Origin of the sequence: Mesorhizobium sp. NZP2077, assembly GCF_013170805.1 — a bacterium.
Lineage (GTDB): Bacteria > Pseudomonadota > Alphaproteobacteria > Rhizobiales > Rhizobiaceae > Mesorhizobium.
Genome location: NZ_CP051293.1, coordinates 2541971 through 2558063, shown reverse-complemented (window position 1 = coordinate 2558063; position 16093 = coordinate 2541971). Strand labels below are relative to the sequence as shown.

General features: G+C 63.2%; 12 protein-coding genes and 2 pseudogenes. 9 read left to right on the top strand and 5 right to left on the bottom strand.

Annotated elements, in window-relative coordinates:
• The 4 genes from HGP13_RS12520 to HGP13_RS12505 form a co-directional block, all read right to left on the bottom strand.
• On the bottom strand, positions 1–594 hold the full coding sequence (locus HGP13_RS12520; RefSeq protein WP_172225408.1) for an Imm42 family immunity protein: 594 nt from the start codon (positions 592–594) through the stop codon (positions 1–3).
• Positions 595–675: 81 nt separating this feature from the next.
• A complete protein-coding gene (locus HGP13_RS12515; RefSeq protein WP_172225405.1) occupies positions 676–1611 on the bottom strand; it encodes a hypothetical protein in 936 nt (311 codons plus the stop codon).
• Positions 1611–4310, bottom strand: coding sequence for a hypothetical protein (locus tag HGP13_RS12510; RefSeq protein WP_172225403.1), 2700 nt, complete (start codon positions 4308–4310; stop codon positions 1611–1613). The genes HGP13_RS12515 and HGP13_RS12510 overlap by 1 nt, the downstream gene beginning before the upstream one ends.
• Positions 4311–4332: 22 nt before the next feature.
• Complete coding sequence (locus tag HGP13_RS12505; protein WP_172225401.1) at positions 4333–5202, bottom strand: protein-L-isoaspartate O-methyltransferase; 870 nt, start codon at positions 5200–5202, stop codon at positions 4333–4335.
• 516 nt (positions 5203–5718) lie between these two features.
• On the opposite strand from HGP13_RS12505, the gene HGP13_RS12500 reads away from it, so the two are divergent.
• From HGP13_RS12500 to HGP13_RS12470, 8 genes and pseudogenes are all read left to right on the top strand, one after another.
• On the top strand, positions 5719–7314 hold the full coding sequence (locus tag HGP13_RS12500) for a DUF2778 domain-containing protein (protein ID WP_172225399.1): 1596 nt from the start codon (positions 5719–5721) through the stop codon (positions 7312–7314).
• A 129-nt stretch (positions 7315–7443) separates the two neighbouring features.
• Positions 7444–10530 (top strand): excinuclease ABC subunit UvrB, encoded by a 3087-nt coding sequence (uvrB, locus tag HGP13_RS12495; RefSeq protein WP_246707342.1) that lies wholly within the window; start codon positions 7444–7446, stop codon positions 10528–10530.
• A 63-nt stretch (positions 10531–10593) separates the two neighbouring features.
• Positions 10594–10929 (top strand): hypothetical protein, encoded by a 336-nt coding sequence (locus HGP13_RS12490; protein WP_172225398.1) that lies wholly within the window; start codon positions 10594–10596, stop codon positions 10927–10929.
• An 85-nt stretch (positions 10930–11014) separates the two neighbouring features.
• Complete coding sequence (locus HGP13_RS12485; RefSeq protein ID WP_172225397.1) at positions 11015–11920, top strand: DMT family transporter; 906 nt, start codon at positions 11015–11017, stop codon at positions 11918–11920.
• Between the two features lie 249 nt (positions 11921–12169).
• A pseudogene (locus tag HGP13_RS12480) lies at positions 12170–13695 on the top strand (ABC-F family ATP-binding cassette domain-containing protein).
• A gap of 100 nt (positions 13696–13795) precedes the next feature.
• Positions 13796–14045 (top strand): annotated as a pseudogene (locus HGP13_RS37820) (type II toxin-antitoxin system RelE/ParE family toxin).
• 27 nt (positions 14046–14072) lie between these two features.
• Positions 14073–14381, top strand: a complete 309-nt coding sequence (locus tag HGP13_RS12475) for a HigA family addiction module antitoxin (RefSeq protein WP_172225396.1) — start codon at positions 14073–14075, stop codon at positions 14379–14381.
• 123 nt (positions 14382–14504) lie between these two features.
• Positions 14505–14678 carry a hypothetical protein gene (locus tag HGP13_RS12470; protein WP_172225395.1) on the top strand — a complete coding sequence of 58 codons (174 nt, stop codon included), beginning with the start codon at positions 14505–14507 and terminating at the stop codon, positions 14676–14678.
• Positions 14679–14726: 48 nt separating this feature from the next.
• Here HGP13_RS12470 and HGP13_RS12465 read toward each other — a convergent pair whose 3' ends face one another.
• The gene (locus HGP13_RS12465; RefSeq protein ID WP_172225393.1) at positions 14727–15341 is read right to left on the bottom strand and encodes a glutathione S-transferase family protein; all 615 of its coding nucleotides are present in this window, start codon (positions 15339–15341) and stop codon (positions 14727–14729) included.
• Between the two features lie 243 nt (positions 15342–15584).
• Between HGP13_RS12465 and HGP13_RS12460 the strand changes: the two genes are divergently transcribed.
• Positions 15585–16007 carry a glyoxalase/bleomycin resistance/extradiol dioxygenase family protein gene (locus tag HGP13_RS12460; RefSeq protein WP_172225391.1) on the top strand — a complete coding sequence of 141 codons (423 nt, stop codon included), beginning with the start codon at positions 15585–15587 and terminating at the stop codon, positions 16005–16007.
• The last annotated feature ends 86 nt before the right edge of the window (positions 16008–16093 follow it).

The following is a 16093-nucleotide window of genomic DNA, read 5'->3' as shown; positions in this document are numbered from 1 at the left end:
TCAGTTCGATACCGAGGAGGCACTATTCTCATTTGATTTATTCGCCCACTCAGCAGCGAACTGCTCGCTCCAACGAGAGAGAACGCTGTAGAAAACCTCGTCGTCGAGCCATTTCTCCACAACCGTGCCGCCGACATCCTCGGGAGATTCCGCATGTGCGGAAGCGATGAGGCGAACCTGGTGGCCGACGTCGAATTGGAGAATATGGCTTCCGTCATCGAATGACTCATCACCATCCGGAGCCCATACGATCGCGTTTCCATGGAGAATTTCGGTGAAATCAGCGGCCGGCAGCCCGAAATAATCAACACGAGCGGTTTGCCTGTACCAGGCATCAAGGTACGCCTCGGCAATCAGCGGCGCGTCGATGGTCGATAGAAACGGAACTTGATGCGTTCCGCGTCGCCGCAGTCGATCATTTACCGCCTCGAAGGAGCAGCCCAACATCGAGGCACCAGGCTTCTGGACGCCATACGCCTTTCCTCGGATGTGAATGACGAAGTATCCCAACGCGCGTTGCGCAATGTTGGGAAATGCCTGCGTGATTGCACTTTCGATCGCAAAGGACGTTCGATCTCCGACCACCGCAACCATCACTCAGCCTCGTGAGTTTTCTCGTACGCAAACAATCTAGCGTAGGATGCTGCCCATCAATCGCGCAAATGCAAACATATTCTAACGCGAGAACCCATGCAGCCTGCCCAGCAACCACTGCAGCGGGTTGCCGACGAACGCCCGGGTGACGAACGTATCGTGAGCGGCATCCGAGGCGAGGAAGGCGACAGTGCCGGCTTCGAGGCGGCGCGGCGGATCCGAACTGGGCGCGATGCCCTGGCTGACCAGCAACTGCCTGATCTCGGCATTGCCGGAGGCCGAGGATTTGCCATAGGCGCTGACGAGGAAACTCTTCCGGTGCTGCGCGATCCAGCTGGCGAAAATGTCGGCCTCGTCAAACACCGCGTCGAGCAGGATGATGCCGAGCACGCGGCCGCCGACGTCACCGTTCTTGAGAATAGAGGCTGCAGGATTGTAGCCGCCGCTGTAGGCGACCAGCACAACCGGCATGGCGTCGAACTTTGCCGCCTTGGCGCCAGTGAGTTTGGCCAATCCTTGAGCCGCCTCAGCCACGAATCCGGCAAAATAGCCCGGCGTCCAGAAATTGCCGGCGCTGGAATCCTGCGCATTGCTGGCGAATTGCGGCGCCACCAGAACGGCGTTGAGGCCAGAGGCCTCGACCTGGGCGACGACGCGCTGGCGGTCGACCACGTCGCGCTGCAGCGTGGCGCCATTGCCGTGGAAGAACACGACGATAACCGCCGGCTTGGCCGGATCGAAGCCTTTCGGCACCGCCAGCAATGTTGAGCGGTCGGAATAGGTCTCATCTTCCCAATAGATGCCGCCGCGCGGCGAGGTGTGGCCGCGCCTTCCATCCGCCGCCGTGACGTCGAGGAACGGCGCGGAACCATCGGGCAGCTTGCCCCGATAGGGAAAGGGAGACGCCTTGAACGGCACGATGGTCGAGATGGCCTTGTGCAAGCGCGCCCCCTGGCTTGCCACCGGAAACGCCGCCGTGGCCAGCAATCCAGCAACGATGGCGCGCCGGTCCGGCATCAGGCTGGCACCAGCCGCACAGCCGGCGCCTTCGACGGCAACAGCACGGCGAAGAAGGCCGGAATGGCGACGAGATAGGCGATCGCCGACCATTGCAGCACGGCGCTCAGCCCGAAACTGGTGGCGACGATTGGCACGGCGGCCGAACCGATGACGGAGAAGCAGCCATTGATGCCCCAGGCCCAGACGAACAGATGCTCCTTGCCGAGCCGCGCCAGCCAGGTCATGGCGGTGGCCATCGGCATGCCCATCAGGAAGGCGGGCGGCGACACCAGCAGGAAGCAGAGCAGCAAACGCACGGCATAGGGATAGGCGCCGATCCAGTCGAGCACCGGCGACAGATAGAAGCCATAGGCGAGCAGCAGCGCGCAGATCGCCAGAAGCACGACCGGCAGCAACGCCCTGGCGCGGTCGAAGATGCGCTCGGCAAACAGGCTGCCGAGGCCCGAAAACACCAGCATCGACGAAATCAGCACCGAGGCCGACACGGTCGGATTGGCGAGCGCCACGGTGAAGCGGCTGATCAGCCCGACCTCGACCATGATGTAGCCGAGGCCGAGACAGGCGAAATAGAGGATGGTGCCGAGCTTGCCGCGCGAGCGCGAGAACACGATGCGCCAGCCGAAGAGGACCGGCAGCAGCACCAGCGACGCCGCGGTGATGCAGGCGATGCCGAGCGTCGCCCAGATCAAGAGATAGCCCCAATCGTCCTGGAACAGGTCGAGCCGGTCGAGCGTGCGCGGCAGGTCGGCGACCTTCACATAGGCGGCGAAATAGGGCTGGTCGTTGCTCAGCGCCCGCGCGTCGAAGACATAGTCGCCAGCGAGTTTTTCCCAACCGCCGGTCAAAAGCGCGTGCCAGGTCATGCGCTGCAGTTCCGTCGCCGGCAACACTTGCGGGTCGGCATCGCCGCCGGCGCCCGCACAGGTGTCCAGCGTCGGATCGGCAGGTGCCGTCGGGTCGCAGTCGGGATTCCCAGGCGCGGTCGGGTCGGCAGGCGCATCGGCGGCCGGCTGGGTCAGCGTCGCATCCTGTCCGCTGCCGAAGATCGAGGCGCGGTAATCATCGAGCACCTTTTGCGCGCCCGAACCGTCATAAACCATTCCTGGATAATAGACTTCCTCCCAGGACATCGACTTGGTGTAGTCGCGCAGCGTCTTGATTTCGGCCTCGCTGAAACCGCCGCGCTTGAACAGCACCGTCGTCGTCGAGAGATAGCTCGACACGGCGAAGATGTCGTTGGCGGCACCTTGCGGGTCAAAGGTTTTGGCCGCCTCGGCGAGGGTCGCATAGAGCTTCAGCACCGATTTCGGCGGCTCTTCCTTGTTCCACAAGGTCACCGACAGCACGCCGCCATCGGCCAGCGCATGCATGTAGCTCAGCATCGCCTCATGCGTGTAAGCATACTTCTCCGAGATGGCGAAGCCGCCCGGATTGGACAGGCCGACGCTGTCGGCGAGGCTGAGGTCGATGACGTCGTAGCGCTCCGTCGTGTTGGCGAGGAACAGGCGCCCGTCATAGTCGATGACCTTGAGCCGCGGTTCGGCCAGTATATCGCCGGTGACATCCCTAAGGATCGGATCGCGAAATGCCCGCAACGTCATCGGGTTGCTCTCGGCGACGGTCACCGAGGTCGAACCGGCATTGAGCGCGGCCTGCGTGGAGATGCCGCCGCCGAACTGCACGACGAAGGTCTTCGGCTTCTCCTTGATGACATAGGGATAGTGCATCGGCAGATAGCGGAAGTAGACCTGCTCGGCCGGTGCCAGGTTGCGCATGATGCCTTCCGGCCCGTCGCCGTCGCGATACATGCCGACATAGGTGTTGGCCGGCACTTCGGGCATGCCGAAGGCGGCATTGTCGCTCAGGCCCGGCGCGAAATGCATGTAGGAGCTGGCATAGACCTGCAGATCGCCGAACGGCGAGACGCTGCGGTAGATGCGCTTGCCATCCGGAAAGTTGCGGGCGTAGGCGACGCCCTTGTACTGCGACACGGCAATGTCGGGTATGCCGAGCCAGCCTGGCAGCATGAGGTAGCCTGATATCGACAGCGCCGCCACGACAACCCCTGCGACAACGCTTTTCCAGGCGCCGAATGCGAAGAACCACAGCAGCGAACCGGCCGCCCACAGCAGCAGCGGCACGACGATGATGGTTTCCGGCGCGAACAGATAGAGCGACACCAGCACGACGAGGCCGGCGAGCCCAGAGCCGGTAAGATCGGCGAAATAGACGCGACCGAAGGCGGTGCGGCTCTTTAGGAAGACGATGCCGAGGAAGAATGCACCGGCCAGGAACGGCAGGAGATAGAGTAGGAAATTGGCGAGCAGCCGCCATTTCTGCGCGGGATCGGAGACCAGGAAGATGGCGTTGAACGGCACCGTCTGGGCGACGAGGTTGGCGCCGACGGCAAGCGGGCCGATCAGCATCAGGGCTCCGGTGGCAGCACCTTGCCAGTGGCGATCGAACCAGCCCTTGCCGGCGAAGATGACGACGCTGGACAGCGAGAAGCCAAGCATGGCGAGGCTGACCACCAGCGAGCCGAAATGCGACCAGCTGCCGACCGCGAACACCCGCATCGCCGCGATCTGCAACGCGATGATGGTGCCAGCGATCAGCCCGACCGCGAGATAGTGCGTTAACCGCGGCGCCTCCAGCGAGGCGATGCTTGGTCGAGAGGTCGATACGACAGCCGTCATTCGGGCCCCATGATGCGGCAACTCAACCGTTGTGCGTACCGACGATCTGGTCGCCTTCCAGCTTGGTGAACGGCACGAACGGCACCACCTTGCCATTGTAGATGTCCGAGCGGACGATGTTGAACGTGCCGTCGGCGAGCTGCTGCTTGATCACCTTGAGCACGTGCTGGGCGCCCGGCGGGCCGACCGGAATGACCATGACGCCATTGGGCTTGAGCTGTTGCAGCAGCGACGGCGGTATGTGGTCGATGCCGCAGGTGACGATGATCTTGTCGAACGGGCCGACGCTTTCCCAGCCATAATAGCCGTCGGCGTTGCGGCTGGTGACCGAGCCGAACACGCTGTAGCCCCGATCGATCAGCGCGTCATAGGTGCGGCGCGTGCGCTGCGCCAGCGGATTGATGATCTCGATCGTGTGGACCTTGTCGGTGAGGTTGGCGAGATACGCCGACTGGTAGCCCGAACCGGTGCCGACCTCGAGCACCGCTTCGCCGAACTGCACGTCGATGGCCGTCGTCATGCGTCCGACCAGATGCGGGCCGGAAATGGTCACGCCATAGCCGATGTCGAGGAAGGCGTGGTCGTAGGCGCGCCCCAGATTCTGCGGCAGGACGAATTCTTCGCGCGGCGTCGAAAGGAAGGCGCGTTTGTTGCGGTCGTCCAGCACATCCTTGTTGTAGACCATGATCTGGAAGCGATCGAATCGCTCGGCCAAAAACTTCGGATCCTCGCCGCGATTGGCCACCATCCAGTCGATGAACGACTTTTTGTCCTTGAACGGCACTTCGGCGTTGCGGTCATAGGCCACCGGCAAGGCAGCCCTGACGCTGGCTGGAAGAATGGAGAACGCCGCCGCACCCGCCGACAGCGTCAAGAAATCCCGACGCTTCATGGAAAAGCCTCCAAAAGTGCCCTTTGCCACCCCAAAACCAAGCCCTTCAACGGGATTGCACCGCCTCCCAAAACGAGTCAATGGCCGTCGGCAGGTCGGCGTCCGGGCCGGGAAAATGTTGCAAACGGGCAACAGTTTTTGCGAGGCCATCGGCTTTTTCGGCACTGTGGAATGGCGCGCCGCATTGCCGCAGGGCCTGCTGAAGCGCCTCTGTCTTAAATTAGCAAGGGCCGTTTTGCTTGACTCGGCCGTCAAAAGCAGGCAGCAAACTTGCCTCGGAAGGGCTGAAATACCGCGTGCATGATCGTGGACGAGCCTTTTTTGGCACAAAGTCCACGTCTCTCGGTTGGTTTTGAGAGGGATTGGTTAACCAACTTTGTCCATATTTTGAAGCAATCGGCAACCAACGACAGGCGCGGCAAACGCGTCGGGGACCACCTGGGATCACTCGCAGAATGGTCGTCGCGGCTGACAAGGCCACGTACGGGGAAAACCGATTGGAGCAAGATTGGTTGCATGGCGTTGTCGAGTAAACACAAAATAATCTGGGACCAACGCGAAGGCGGCGAGTTCGTCGATGCGCAGCGTGCCCCTTCCTTCAATCCGAAACGGATCGTCCGCTGGGTCGCGGTACCCGGTGCGAGCGCCGCTGTCGGCCTCTGGCTGATCGGCACAATGGCTGGCCTCAGCTCCGTCGGCGCTTCGCTGTCGGCAACGTCGGGCGGCGGCCTGCCGCAGACGCTCGCCATGCCGGGCTCGCTGGCGATGGCCGATCCGCTGAAGCAGCATTTCCTCAGATCCTCGGCGCCATTCGTGCTGGCCAATGCCCATGGCGGCGCACAGGCGCTGCATGACCATGCCGTGCAATGCGGCGCCAGCTGCTTCAAGCTGGCCAGTGTGAGCCCGCTGGCGGAAAAATCAGCGCGCCTCGTTGCACATGCGAAGCCCGAACAGCCAATCCTAAAGTCGAAAGCGCAGGAGCGCTTCGAACGCATGGAGGCGTCGCTGTCGCCGACCAAGCTTGCCGCTGCCTTTGCCGGCGCCGGCAGGCCTGTTGCCGTGGCCGACGCCCGCCCGGTGATTTCCAGCATCGGCGCGCAGATCACCGAGGCATCGGTGGTGCCGTCCGTCCAGGTGATGGCCAGCCTGTCGGATGGCATGCCGGCTCCCGCGGCGGAACGCTTCGCCCGCGCCGATACTGTGGTCCAGACCGCGCCGGCCCCGCAGGGCTTTGCCCAATCGCAGACGCCTGACAACACGCAGCTGGCGCTGGCCCTCGTCGAGTCGATGCCGGTCGAGGACGAGGCCTTCGCCTCGCCGCTGCCGGTGACCGAATCCTCGGCCGATGTCGCGGTTGCGCCTGTCGAAACCGAGCAGCAACAGCCCGGCGACGCCGCCGCGCTGCCGGATGCGCTGACCGACGACGTGCCGCTGCCGACGCGCCGCCCGCAATATGACGCGCCGCAACCCAAGGCCGTGGAGCACGACAAGCCGGCTCAACAGCCCAAGATCGTGCAGCAGAAGCCAGCGCCACAGGCAAAGCCGGTCCAGCAAGCCAGGCAACCGACGCGGCAGGGCCGCGGCGGCGGCGATGTGCTGGCCTATGCCAAGCCGGATACGCCTTCGGGCGGTCTTGGCCAGGCCTTCAGGAACCTTTTCAACGGACCGAGCCCCGGAAGCGGCGCCGGCCACGGCGTCGCCGTCTATGACATCAGCGCCAAGACCGTCTACATGCCGGACGGCCAGCGGCTCGAGGCGCATTCCGGCCTCGGCGCCATGGTCGATCAGCCGCGCTATGTCCACGTGAAGGATCGTGGGCCGACGCCGCCCAACACCTACAATCTGTCGCTGCGTGAATCGCGCTTCCATGGCGTCGAGGCCCTGCGCCTCACCCCCGTCGGTGGCGGTAACAAGTACAACCGCAACGGCCTGCTCGCCCACACCTACATGCTGCGCGGCGGCCGCGCCGAGTCCAATGGCTGCGTCGTCTTCCGCGACTACGCCCGCTTCCTCGCCGCCTTCAAGAAGGGCAAGGTCACCCGCCTCGTCGTGGTGCCGCGCCTCAATGGATCGCCGACCCAGGTGGCGACGGACAACGCACGCGGCGCCTGACCACGACAGGCAGGCATCCCCTGATACCTGACTTCTTCCTGACAACCTTCTGTCAGGAGCAGCATCCGGGTATGCGCCTTGCCGCATCGCGCTCTTTCCATTTTGGCCAAGACTCACCATATTCGGGCCATGGCCAAATCCCCCGACAAGAGAACGCCGCCGACGGCGAATGACGACCGCGCCGCGCCGAAGCGACGCAGCCCGCTGACCGATTTCCTCGATGCCTCGGAGCCACTGCATAGAGGCGGCTTCGCCGAGATGCCGCAGCCCGAACTATCGGGCACGCCGCTGACCGGTTCGATCGCAGACTGGGCCGAGCAGATCGAGCAGGAGGCCGAAAAGGAAGGGCGCCAGATCGGCAAGGGCGACGGCGGCAAATCGCCAAAACCGTCGAAGAAGATTCCCGAGCGGTCCGCCGCTCCGGGCCGCAGCTCGCGTGGCACTTCGATGGGCGGCGCGGCGTCAGCCAGGGAGCGGACCGCGGCCGGCCTCAACCCTGTCGCCGGCCTCGACATCTCGCTGGAAGACGCCGAGACAATGGCCTCGAGCAGCGTCACCGCCACGGTGGCGGCACTGTCGGCGCTGATCGAATCCGGCAATCCGCTGCACAAGGACGGCGTGCTGTGGACGCCGCACCGCCCTGCCCGGCCGGAAAAGTCGGAAGGCGGCATCGCCATCAAGATGGTGTCGGACTTCGAGCCGGCCGGCGACCAGCCGACTGCCATCAAGGATCTGGTCGAAGGCGTCGATAACAACGACCGCACCCAGGTGCTGCTTGGCGTCACCGGCTCCGGAAAAACCTTCACCATGGCCAAGGTGATCGAGGAGACGCAGCGCCCTGCTCTGATCCTGGCGCCCAACAAGACGCTGGCGGCGCAGCTTTATTCCGAGTTCAAGAAATTCTTCCCCGAGAATGCGGTGGAGTATTTCGTCTCCTATTACGACTATTACCAGCCGGAAGCCTACGTTCCGCGCACCGACACCTTCATCGAGAAGGAATCCTCGATCAACGAACAGATCGACCGCATGCGCCACTCGGCGACGCGCTCGCTGCTCGAGCGCGACGACGTCATCATCGTCGCCTCGGTGTCGTGCATCTACGGTATCGGCTCGGTCGAGACCTATACGGCGATGACCTTCCAGATGCAGATCGGCGACCGGCTCGACCAGCGGGCTCTGCTCGCCGACCTCGTCGCCCAACAATACAAGCGCCAGGACATTAACTTCGTCCGCGGCTCGTTCCGTGTGCGCGGCGACACGATCGAGATCTTCCCGGCCCACCTGGAGGATCGCGCCTGGCGCATCTCGATGTTCGGCGACGAGATCGAGCAGATCACCGAGTTCGACCCGCTGACCGGCCAGAAGACCGGCGAGCTGAAAAGCGTCAAGATCTACGCCAATTCGCACTATGTGACGCCGCGCCCGACGTTGAACCAGGCGATCAAGTCGATCAAGGAAGAGCTCAAGCACCGGCTGGTTGAACTGGAACGCGCCGGCCGTTTGCTGGAAGCACAGCGGCTGGAACAGCGCTGCCGCTTCGACCTGGAAATGCTGGAAGCCACCGGCTCCTGCGCCGGCATCGAGAACTATTCGCGCTATCTCACCGGCCGCCAGCCCGGCGATCCGCCGCCGACCTTGTTCGAATACATTCCCGACAACGCGCTGGTCTTCATCGATGAGAGCCACGTCACCGTGCCGCAGATCGGCGGCATGTATCGCGGCGACTTCAGGCGCAAGGCGACGCTGGCCGAATATGGCTTCCGCCTGCCATCCTGCATGGACAACCGGCCGCTGCGCTTCGAGGAATGGGACGCCATGCGGCCGCTCTCCGTCGCGGTTTCGGCGACACCCGGCGGCTGGGAAATGGAACAGGCCGGCGGCGTCTTCGCCGAACAGGTCATCCGCCCGACCGGGCTGATCGACCCGCCGGTCGAGGTGCGCCCGGCGAAAAGCCAGGTCGACGATGTCGTCGGCGAGATCCGCGAGACCACCAAGGCCGGCTACCGCACGCTGGTGACCGTGCTGACCAAGCGCATGGCCGAGGACCTGACCGAATATCTGCACGAACAGGGCGTGCGCGTGCGCTACATGCACTCCGACATCGACACGCTGGAGCGCATCGAGATCCTGCGCGATTTGCGCCTCGGCGCTTTCGACGTGCTGGTCGGCATCAACCTCTTGCGCGAAGGCCTCGACATTCCCGAATGCGGTTTCGTCGCCATTCTCGACGCCGACAAGGAAGGGTTTTTGCGCTCGGAAACCTCGCTGATCCAGACCATTGGCCGCGCCGCCCGCAATGTCGACGGCAAGGTCATCCTCTATGCCGACCAGGTCACCGGCTCGATGGAACGGGCGATGGCCGAAACCAGCCGCCGTCGCGAAAAGCAGATGGAGTGGAACGCCGCCAACGGCATCACGCCGGAATCGGTGAAGTCGCGCATCTCCGACATTCTCGATTCCGTCTACGAGAAGGACCATGTCCGCGCCGACATCTCGCAGTTCACCGACAGCGCCGGCGCCATGATGGGCAACAACCTGAAAGCCCATCTCGACGCGATGGAGAAACAGATGCGCGACGCCGCCGCCAATCTCGACTTCGAGAAGGCCGCCCGCATCCGCGACGAGATCAAGCGCCTGCGCGAGATGGAACTGTCAATCTCGGAAGACCCGCTGGCCAAATACGCCGACATGGAAAGCCCGGTTTCGGGCCGTGAAAAGGGCAAGCACAACAAGGGCGTGGCCAAGCATCGTACGGCAGAGGAACAGGAGCGTTTCCGCAAGCTCGACGAAGCACGTGCCGCCGAAGAGGCGGCCAATGCTGCCCGACCCAACCTCTTCCGCAAGCCAGCGCTTGACGAGATGGGCGCCGACGGCGCCGTGCCGGTGAAGAAGCCACTGTTCGCCAAACCCTCGATCGACGACATGGGGCCCGGGACCGATATGCCGACGCCGGCAGGTGCGGTGTCGCGCTCGCTGTTCAAGAAGCAGTCGGCGTCCGAAGCGCACGGCTCCGACTTCGGCATTCCCGGCGAGGCGGTCAAACCGCTGTTCAAGAAGAACTCGCTTGATGAGATGACGGTGCGGCGGACCGAGACTCCGATCGAGGGCGACAAGCCGGTCAAGCGCGAACGCGCCGGCATCGGCTCCTACGAGGATCCGAGCGATGCCCGCCGTGAAAAGCGCCGCCCTGGCAAGACGGGTCGGCCGGGAAGGTAACGGCCTGCAAGGGTCACGTTTCGAACAGTTGCGAATTTCCAACGCCATAACCTAGAATAACTGATGGTCGTTGTCCGCAGGCTTCATGAAAAAGAGTTCAAGGCTTGCTTCGCTGAGCCGATGACGAATGTCACCGCTACGGCGAATCGCGCCGTAGATATATGGCCTTATGTCGACGCGCTGGACCTGGACGAAATCGGTGTGCCCCATCTGAACGACGTACACTATGTTTATCGGGACGCCCAAAACAGGTTTGACCAGGTTTTGATCGGCACAGGCAGGTTCAACGCCCTTCTTGTGATTGTGGTTGATCTTGGCAGAAGCTCGGTTTTCGGCCATTTCCTGCTCGATCTTAACAACGAATATGGAGAAAGCGGCGGCCATCTGAGACCTGTCTGATCCGCGCGTCCCCTCCCTTGTCAGTTGCTGGTTGAAACGATAGGGCGGGTGGCATCCTCTCTCCGCAACCTCCTACCGGCCCCGCATGAAACCCAAGGACATCGCAGCCTACGTCTTCCTGGCCATCACCTGGGGCATGTCGTTCCTTGTCCTGCTCAAGGTGGTGCATGCCTTCGGCTGGGTCGGCGCGGTCACCCTGCGGTCGCTGATCGCCGGCATCACGCTCTTCCTGCTGGCAGCGGCAACGCGGCGCAAGCTGGATTTCAGCGCCGGCTGGCGGCACTTCACCGTGGTCGGCGCGACGACGGTCGCCGCGCAGCTGATCGGCCTGTCCTACGCCACGCCGCGCATCGGCACGGCGATGGCGGCCATCCTGGTTGCCGCGATCCCGCTGTTCTCGATGATCCTCGGCCAGTTGTGGGGCCTGGAACGCATCACCCTGCGCGGACTGGCGGGCCTGCTGCTCGGCGCCACCGGCATCATCGTTCTGGTTGGCTTTCCCGCCGTCCCAATCACGCCGTCCTTCGCGTTCGGCTGCGTCGCCTCGCTGTTCAGTTCGTTCTCGGCCGCCTTCGGCAGCAATTATGCCAACCGCCATCTGCGCTCGGCCGGCTCGTTAGAACTCACCGGCGCCGCCTTCCTGTTCGGCGGCCTGATGACGCTGCCGCTACTGCTCGCCGTGCCGGTGCCGTCCATGCCGCGCCCTGTCGACGTCCTCTATCTCGTCCTTCTCGCCTGCGTGATGAGCGCGCTGACCTACATCGTCTATTTCCGGCTGGTCGCCAGCATCGGCGCGACCAGGACAATCAGTGTCGAATTCGCCGTCACAACGATCGCGGTGCTGGTTGGCACCATCATGCTTGGCGAGTCTCTGACCGTCATCCAGGGCTTCGGGGCGGTGGCGATCATCGGCGGCTGCATACTGGTGCTGGACCCATTCCCGCGCCGGGCGAAAGCGGCAGCCTTGCCATCCGCACCACCTTTGGTGTAATCGCTCCTCAACACTCGAACGTCTTGAAAGGAGGGCTCACGTGTTCACGTTTCATCGTCACCATCGTCAGCGTGGCCCGATTTCCGCCCTGCGAGCTAGCTTGCAGGGCTGACCAGGGACGGTCCGGGTTTTTCCCGCTTCGATTTTTTGGTCTGCCCTTCGTGGTGCCGCAACGCCGAGCCTGATGGCCAGCACGCGCACCGTCAAAGTGCATCCGGAGTTGTTTCCGGCAAGACCAGAGAAATCACAATGGCCCTGATCAGCCTCAAAAACCTCGGCGTCACCATGAGTGCGCCGCTCTTCGCCAATCTCGACCTCACCATCGGCAGCGGCGACCGGCTCGGCATTGTCGCCGCCAATGGCCGCGGCAAGTCGACATTGCTGAAGTGCCTGACCGGCGAGATGGAGCCGTCCTCCGGAGACATCACCCGCACCCGCGGCCTGCGCGTTGGCCATGTCGAACAGTCCGTTGCCCCTGCCCTGCTCAGCCGCACCTTCCATCAGGTCGTGGCCGACGCCTTGCCCGCCGAGCAGGCTGAAAGCGAGACGTGGCGCGTCGATGTGGTGCTCGATTCTCTCGACGTGCCCGAGGCGATGCGAGAGCGAGAAATGCAGGCGCTGAGCGGCGGCTGGCAGCGGCTGGCGCTGATCGCCCGCGTCTGGGTCACCGATCCCGACGTGCTGCTGCTCGACGAGCCGACCAACCATCTCGACCTTGCCCGCATCAGCCAACTGGAAAGCTGGCTGAACGCGCTGCCGCGTGAGGTGCCTGTCGTCATCGCCAGCCACGACCGCGCCTTCCTCGACGCCGTCACCAACCGGACGCTGTTCCTGCGCCCGGAACAGTCGCCGGTGTTTGCGCTGCCCTACTCGCGCGCCAGGCAGGCGCTCGACGAGGTCGACGCCTCGACGGCGCGCAAGTTCGAACGCGACATGAAGGTCGCCCAGCAGCTGCGAAAACAGGCGGCCAAGCTCAACAACATCGGCATCAACTCCGGCAGCGACCTTCTCACCGTCAAGACCAAGCAGCTCAGGGAACGCGCGGAAAAACTGGAGGACGCGGCGAACCCGGCGCATCGCGAAAAATCGGCGGGCGCGATCAAGCTCGCCAATCGCGGCACCCACGCCAAGGTGCTGATCACGCTCGACGATGCGGCGGTCGAAACGCCCGACGGCACACTCCTGTTTCGGACCGGCAAGCGCCACATTTGCCAGGGCGACCGCATCGTCCTGCTCGGCCGCAACGGCGTCGGCAAATCGCGCTTCGTCACCCTGATCCGCAACGCCATCGCCGAACCCGACACGGTCCAGAACGTCAAGGTGACGCCGTCGACAGTGCTCGGCTACAGCGACCAGGCGCTGTCGGGCATCAGCGGCGACGACACGCCGCTGGCGATGGTGTCGCGCCGCTACGATGTCGGCGAACAGCGCGCCCGCTCGCTGCTTGCCGGCGCCGGCGTGGTCATCGAGATGCAGGAGAAACAGATCGGCGTGCTTTCCGGTGGCCAGAAGGCGCGGTTGATGATGCTGGCGCTGAGGCTCGCCAATCCCAACTTCTATCTGCTCGACGAGCCGACCAACCATCTCGACATCGACGGGCAGGAAGCGCTGGAGGAGGAATTGCTGAAGCACCAGGCAAGCTGCGTGCTGGCTTCGCACGACCGCTCCTTCATCCGCGCCATTGGCAACCGCTTCTGGCTAACGACAAGCGGAAACTGACCGAGGTTGAGGACCCGGAGGGCTTTTTCCGCGACGAGGCTGAAGCGGGCGGTTGAGGGCGAAGAATCGATCTGTAAATTATTTGCTTACATCTCTTGATTTGTGTAAGCAATCTGTTTACATATATTCATGATCAAGTCCTTCAAGAACTAGGCGCTGTCGGACCTCTTTCAAACCGGGAAAACCGGCAAGATCGACGCCAAGATGCACAAGCGCATTCTTGTCCGGCTCGACCGCTTGGAAGCATCGGAAAAGCCGGAGGAGATGAACCTTCCCCGGCTTCGATTTCCACCCGCTGAAAGGTTTCAATCCCATCCGCTACACGGTCCATGTCAATGGTCCGTGGTGCATCACATTTGAATTCGACTGCACGGACGCCCGCGTCGATTTCGAGCAATATCACTGAGGCGGCCAGATTGGAGAAATTCGACTTATGAACGTGCACGAGCCGACGCGTCCGATCGAGCGTTGTCCCTCCCACCCGGGAGCGCTGCTTGAGGACATCATCCCGGCAACTGGAAAGACCAAGGTGGAAATTGCAAATCTGCTCGGAATCTCCCGGCAGCAGCTCTATGACATCATCCGCGAAAAGAAGCCGGTTTCGCCGGCAGTGGCCGCCCGCCTTGGGAAGCTGTTCGGCGATGGCGCCGCGATCTGGCTTCGGATGCAGGCGGCTTTCGATGCCTGGCACGCCGAGCGTGAAGTGGATGTCTCAGCTATCCCAACGCTTAAGGTCGCCTAGGTCCATCCTGGATTGAACCCGGAGTCGTAACAAAAATTTCGACGATCTGTCGGATCGTCTGAGCCTGCCTCGTCCTTGGTATGCCGACACGATGATGCCGGCTTCATCTGAGGAGAAAGCATCATGTCCATCCTGTCATCCCTGGGTCGCGTTGCCTCCCGTTACGCACAGAACCGCGCCCGCCACCGCAGCGAACGCGAGCTGCTGTCCCTGCCGATCGAACTGCGCAAGGATATCGGCTGGCCGGAAATCGTCATCGACGCACAAAACGGTCCGCGGATCCGCAGGACGCCCTGACATGCGGTCGGAAAATATCGATGCAGGCCGCTGCTGGGCGGCCATTGCTCAATCATGCGTATCGCCCGAAAGCGGCGTCGCCTGCATCGATCCGCGATTTTCGAAAGCGTCGAACCAGCGCGTCAGCCGCGCCCGCGCGCGAAACGGCGGAAGGTTGCGGAACGCCATCCAGGACAGCGTGGTGGCCAGCGCTATGTGGCCGACATGGAGCGGCGCGCCGTCGTCCAGAGTACTTTCGACCCAGTCATAGCTCGCCTCGATCTTGTCCCGATATCCCCCGGCAAGAGCGCCATAGCGCAGCGGCTCGGGCCGTCTTTCCGTCTCCCAGCGCAAGGCGATGCCCGCCTGCGCCAAGCCTTGGGCGACCGACTGCAGCCGCAACGCCTGCCAGCGCGCCTCGCCGTCTTGCGGCAACAGCTTGCGGCCGTCATGCAGCGTGTCGAGATAGGCGCAGATGACATCGGAATCGAAGATCGCCGATGCGCCGGGCCGCAGCAGCACCGGCACTTTGCCGAGCGGGTTTTCGGCGTAGACACGAGCGTTGCGCAAGGTCGGACTGGTCTCGTGATGAATGACCTTGAGCCGATCGGCGATGCCGATCTCATGCGCGAAGACGAGCGCCTTGCGCGCGGAAGGTGAGTGGGTCTGATAATAGAGGATCATAGTCGTCCCAGGGGGTTGAGGAAGCGGCGCGATCCACCCGTTCTAGCCTGCAGGCTGCGAGAATTGCGCTCTGATTGCGGGCCGCCGACGCAAGTTCGTTTCACGCCTTCCGTTCAAACCGCCGCTTGCGCGGTCTGTCGGCGACTGGCCCGCTAAAAAATTTCGCCGCCATGTAGGATTTGCCGTCACCTCCGTGCGTCCTATGGTTCGCAAGGCCAAACCAGACGCAAAGAGGAGCAAGACATGACTGACCAGACCCCCGTTCAATCCAGGGCAGAAGTGCTCGGCGGATTGACCCCTTATCTGCAGGTCGACGGTGCCTTCAAGGCTGCCGACTTCTACAAGAAGGCCTTTGGCTCGAAGCAGGTGTTCGCATATCCGGCAGACGAAAAGGGCCGCACCATGCACGTCCATCTCCACGTCAACGGTTCGACGCTGATGCTGGGCGACGCCTATCCCGAACACGGCCATCCGCATAAGGCTGCGCAGGGCTACACGCTGCAGCTCCATCTCGACGATGGCGACATCGATACGTGGTGGCAGCGCGCTGTCGATGCCGGCTGCGAAGTGGTCACGCCATTGCAGGTGATGTTCTGGGGCGACCGCTGGGGCCAGTTGAATGATCCGTTCGGCGTCGCCTGGGCGATGAACGCGCAGGTGAAATAAGGCTTGCTGGCGAGCAGGCGTCGCCCGTCAGGGCTGACGCGCTCACCGCGCCGGGTCGTATCCCCGCCGACCCGGCGCCCGCCTCT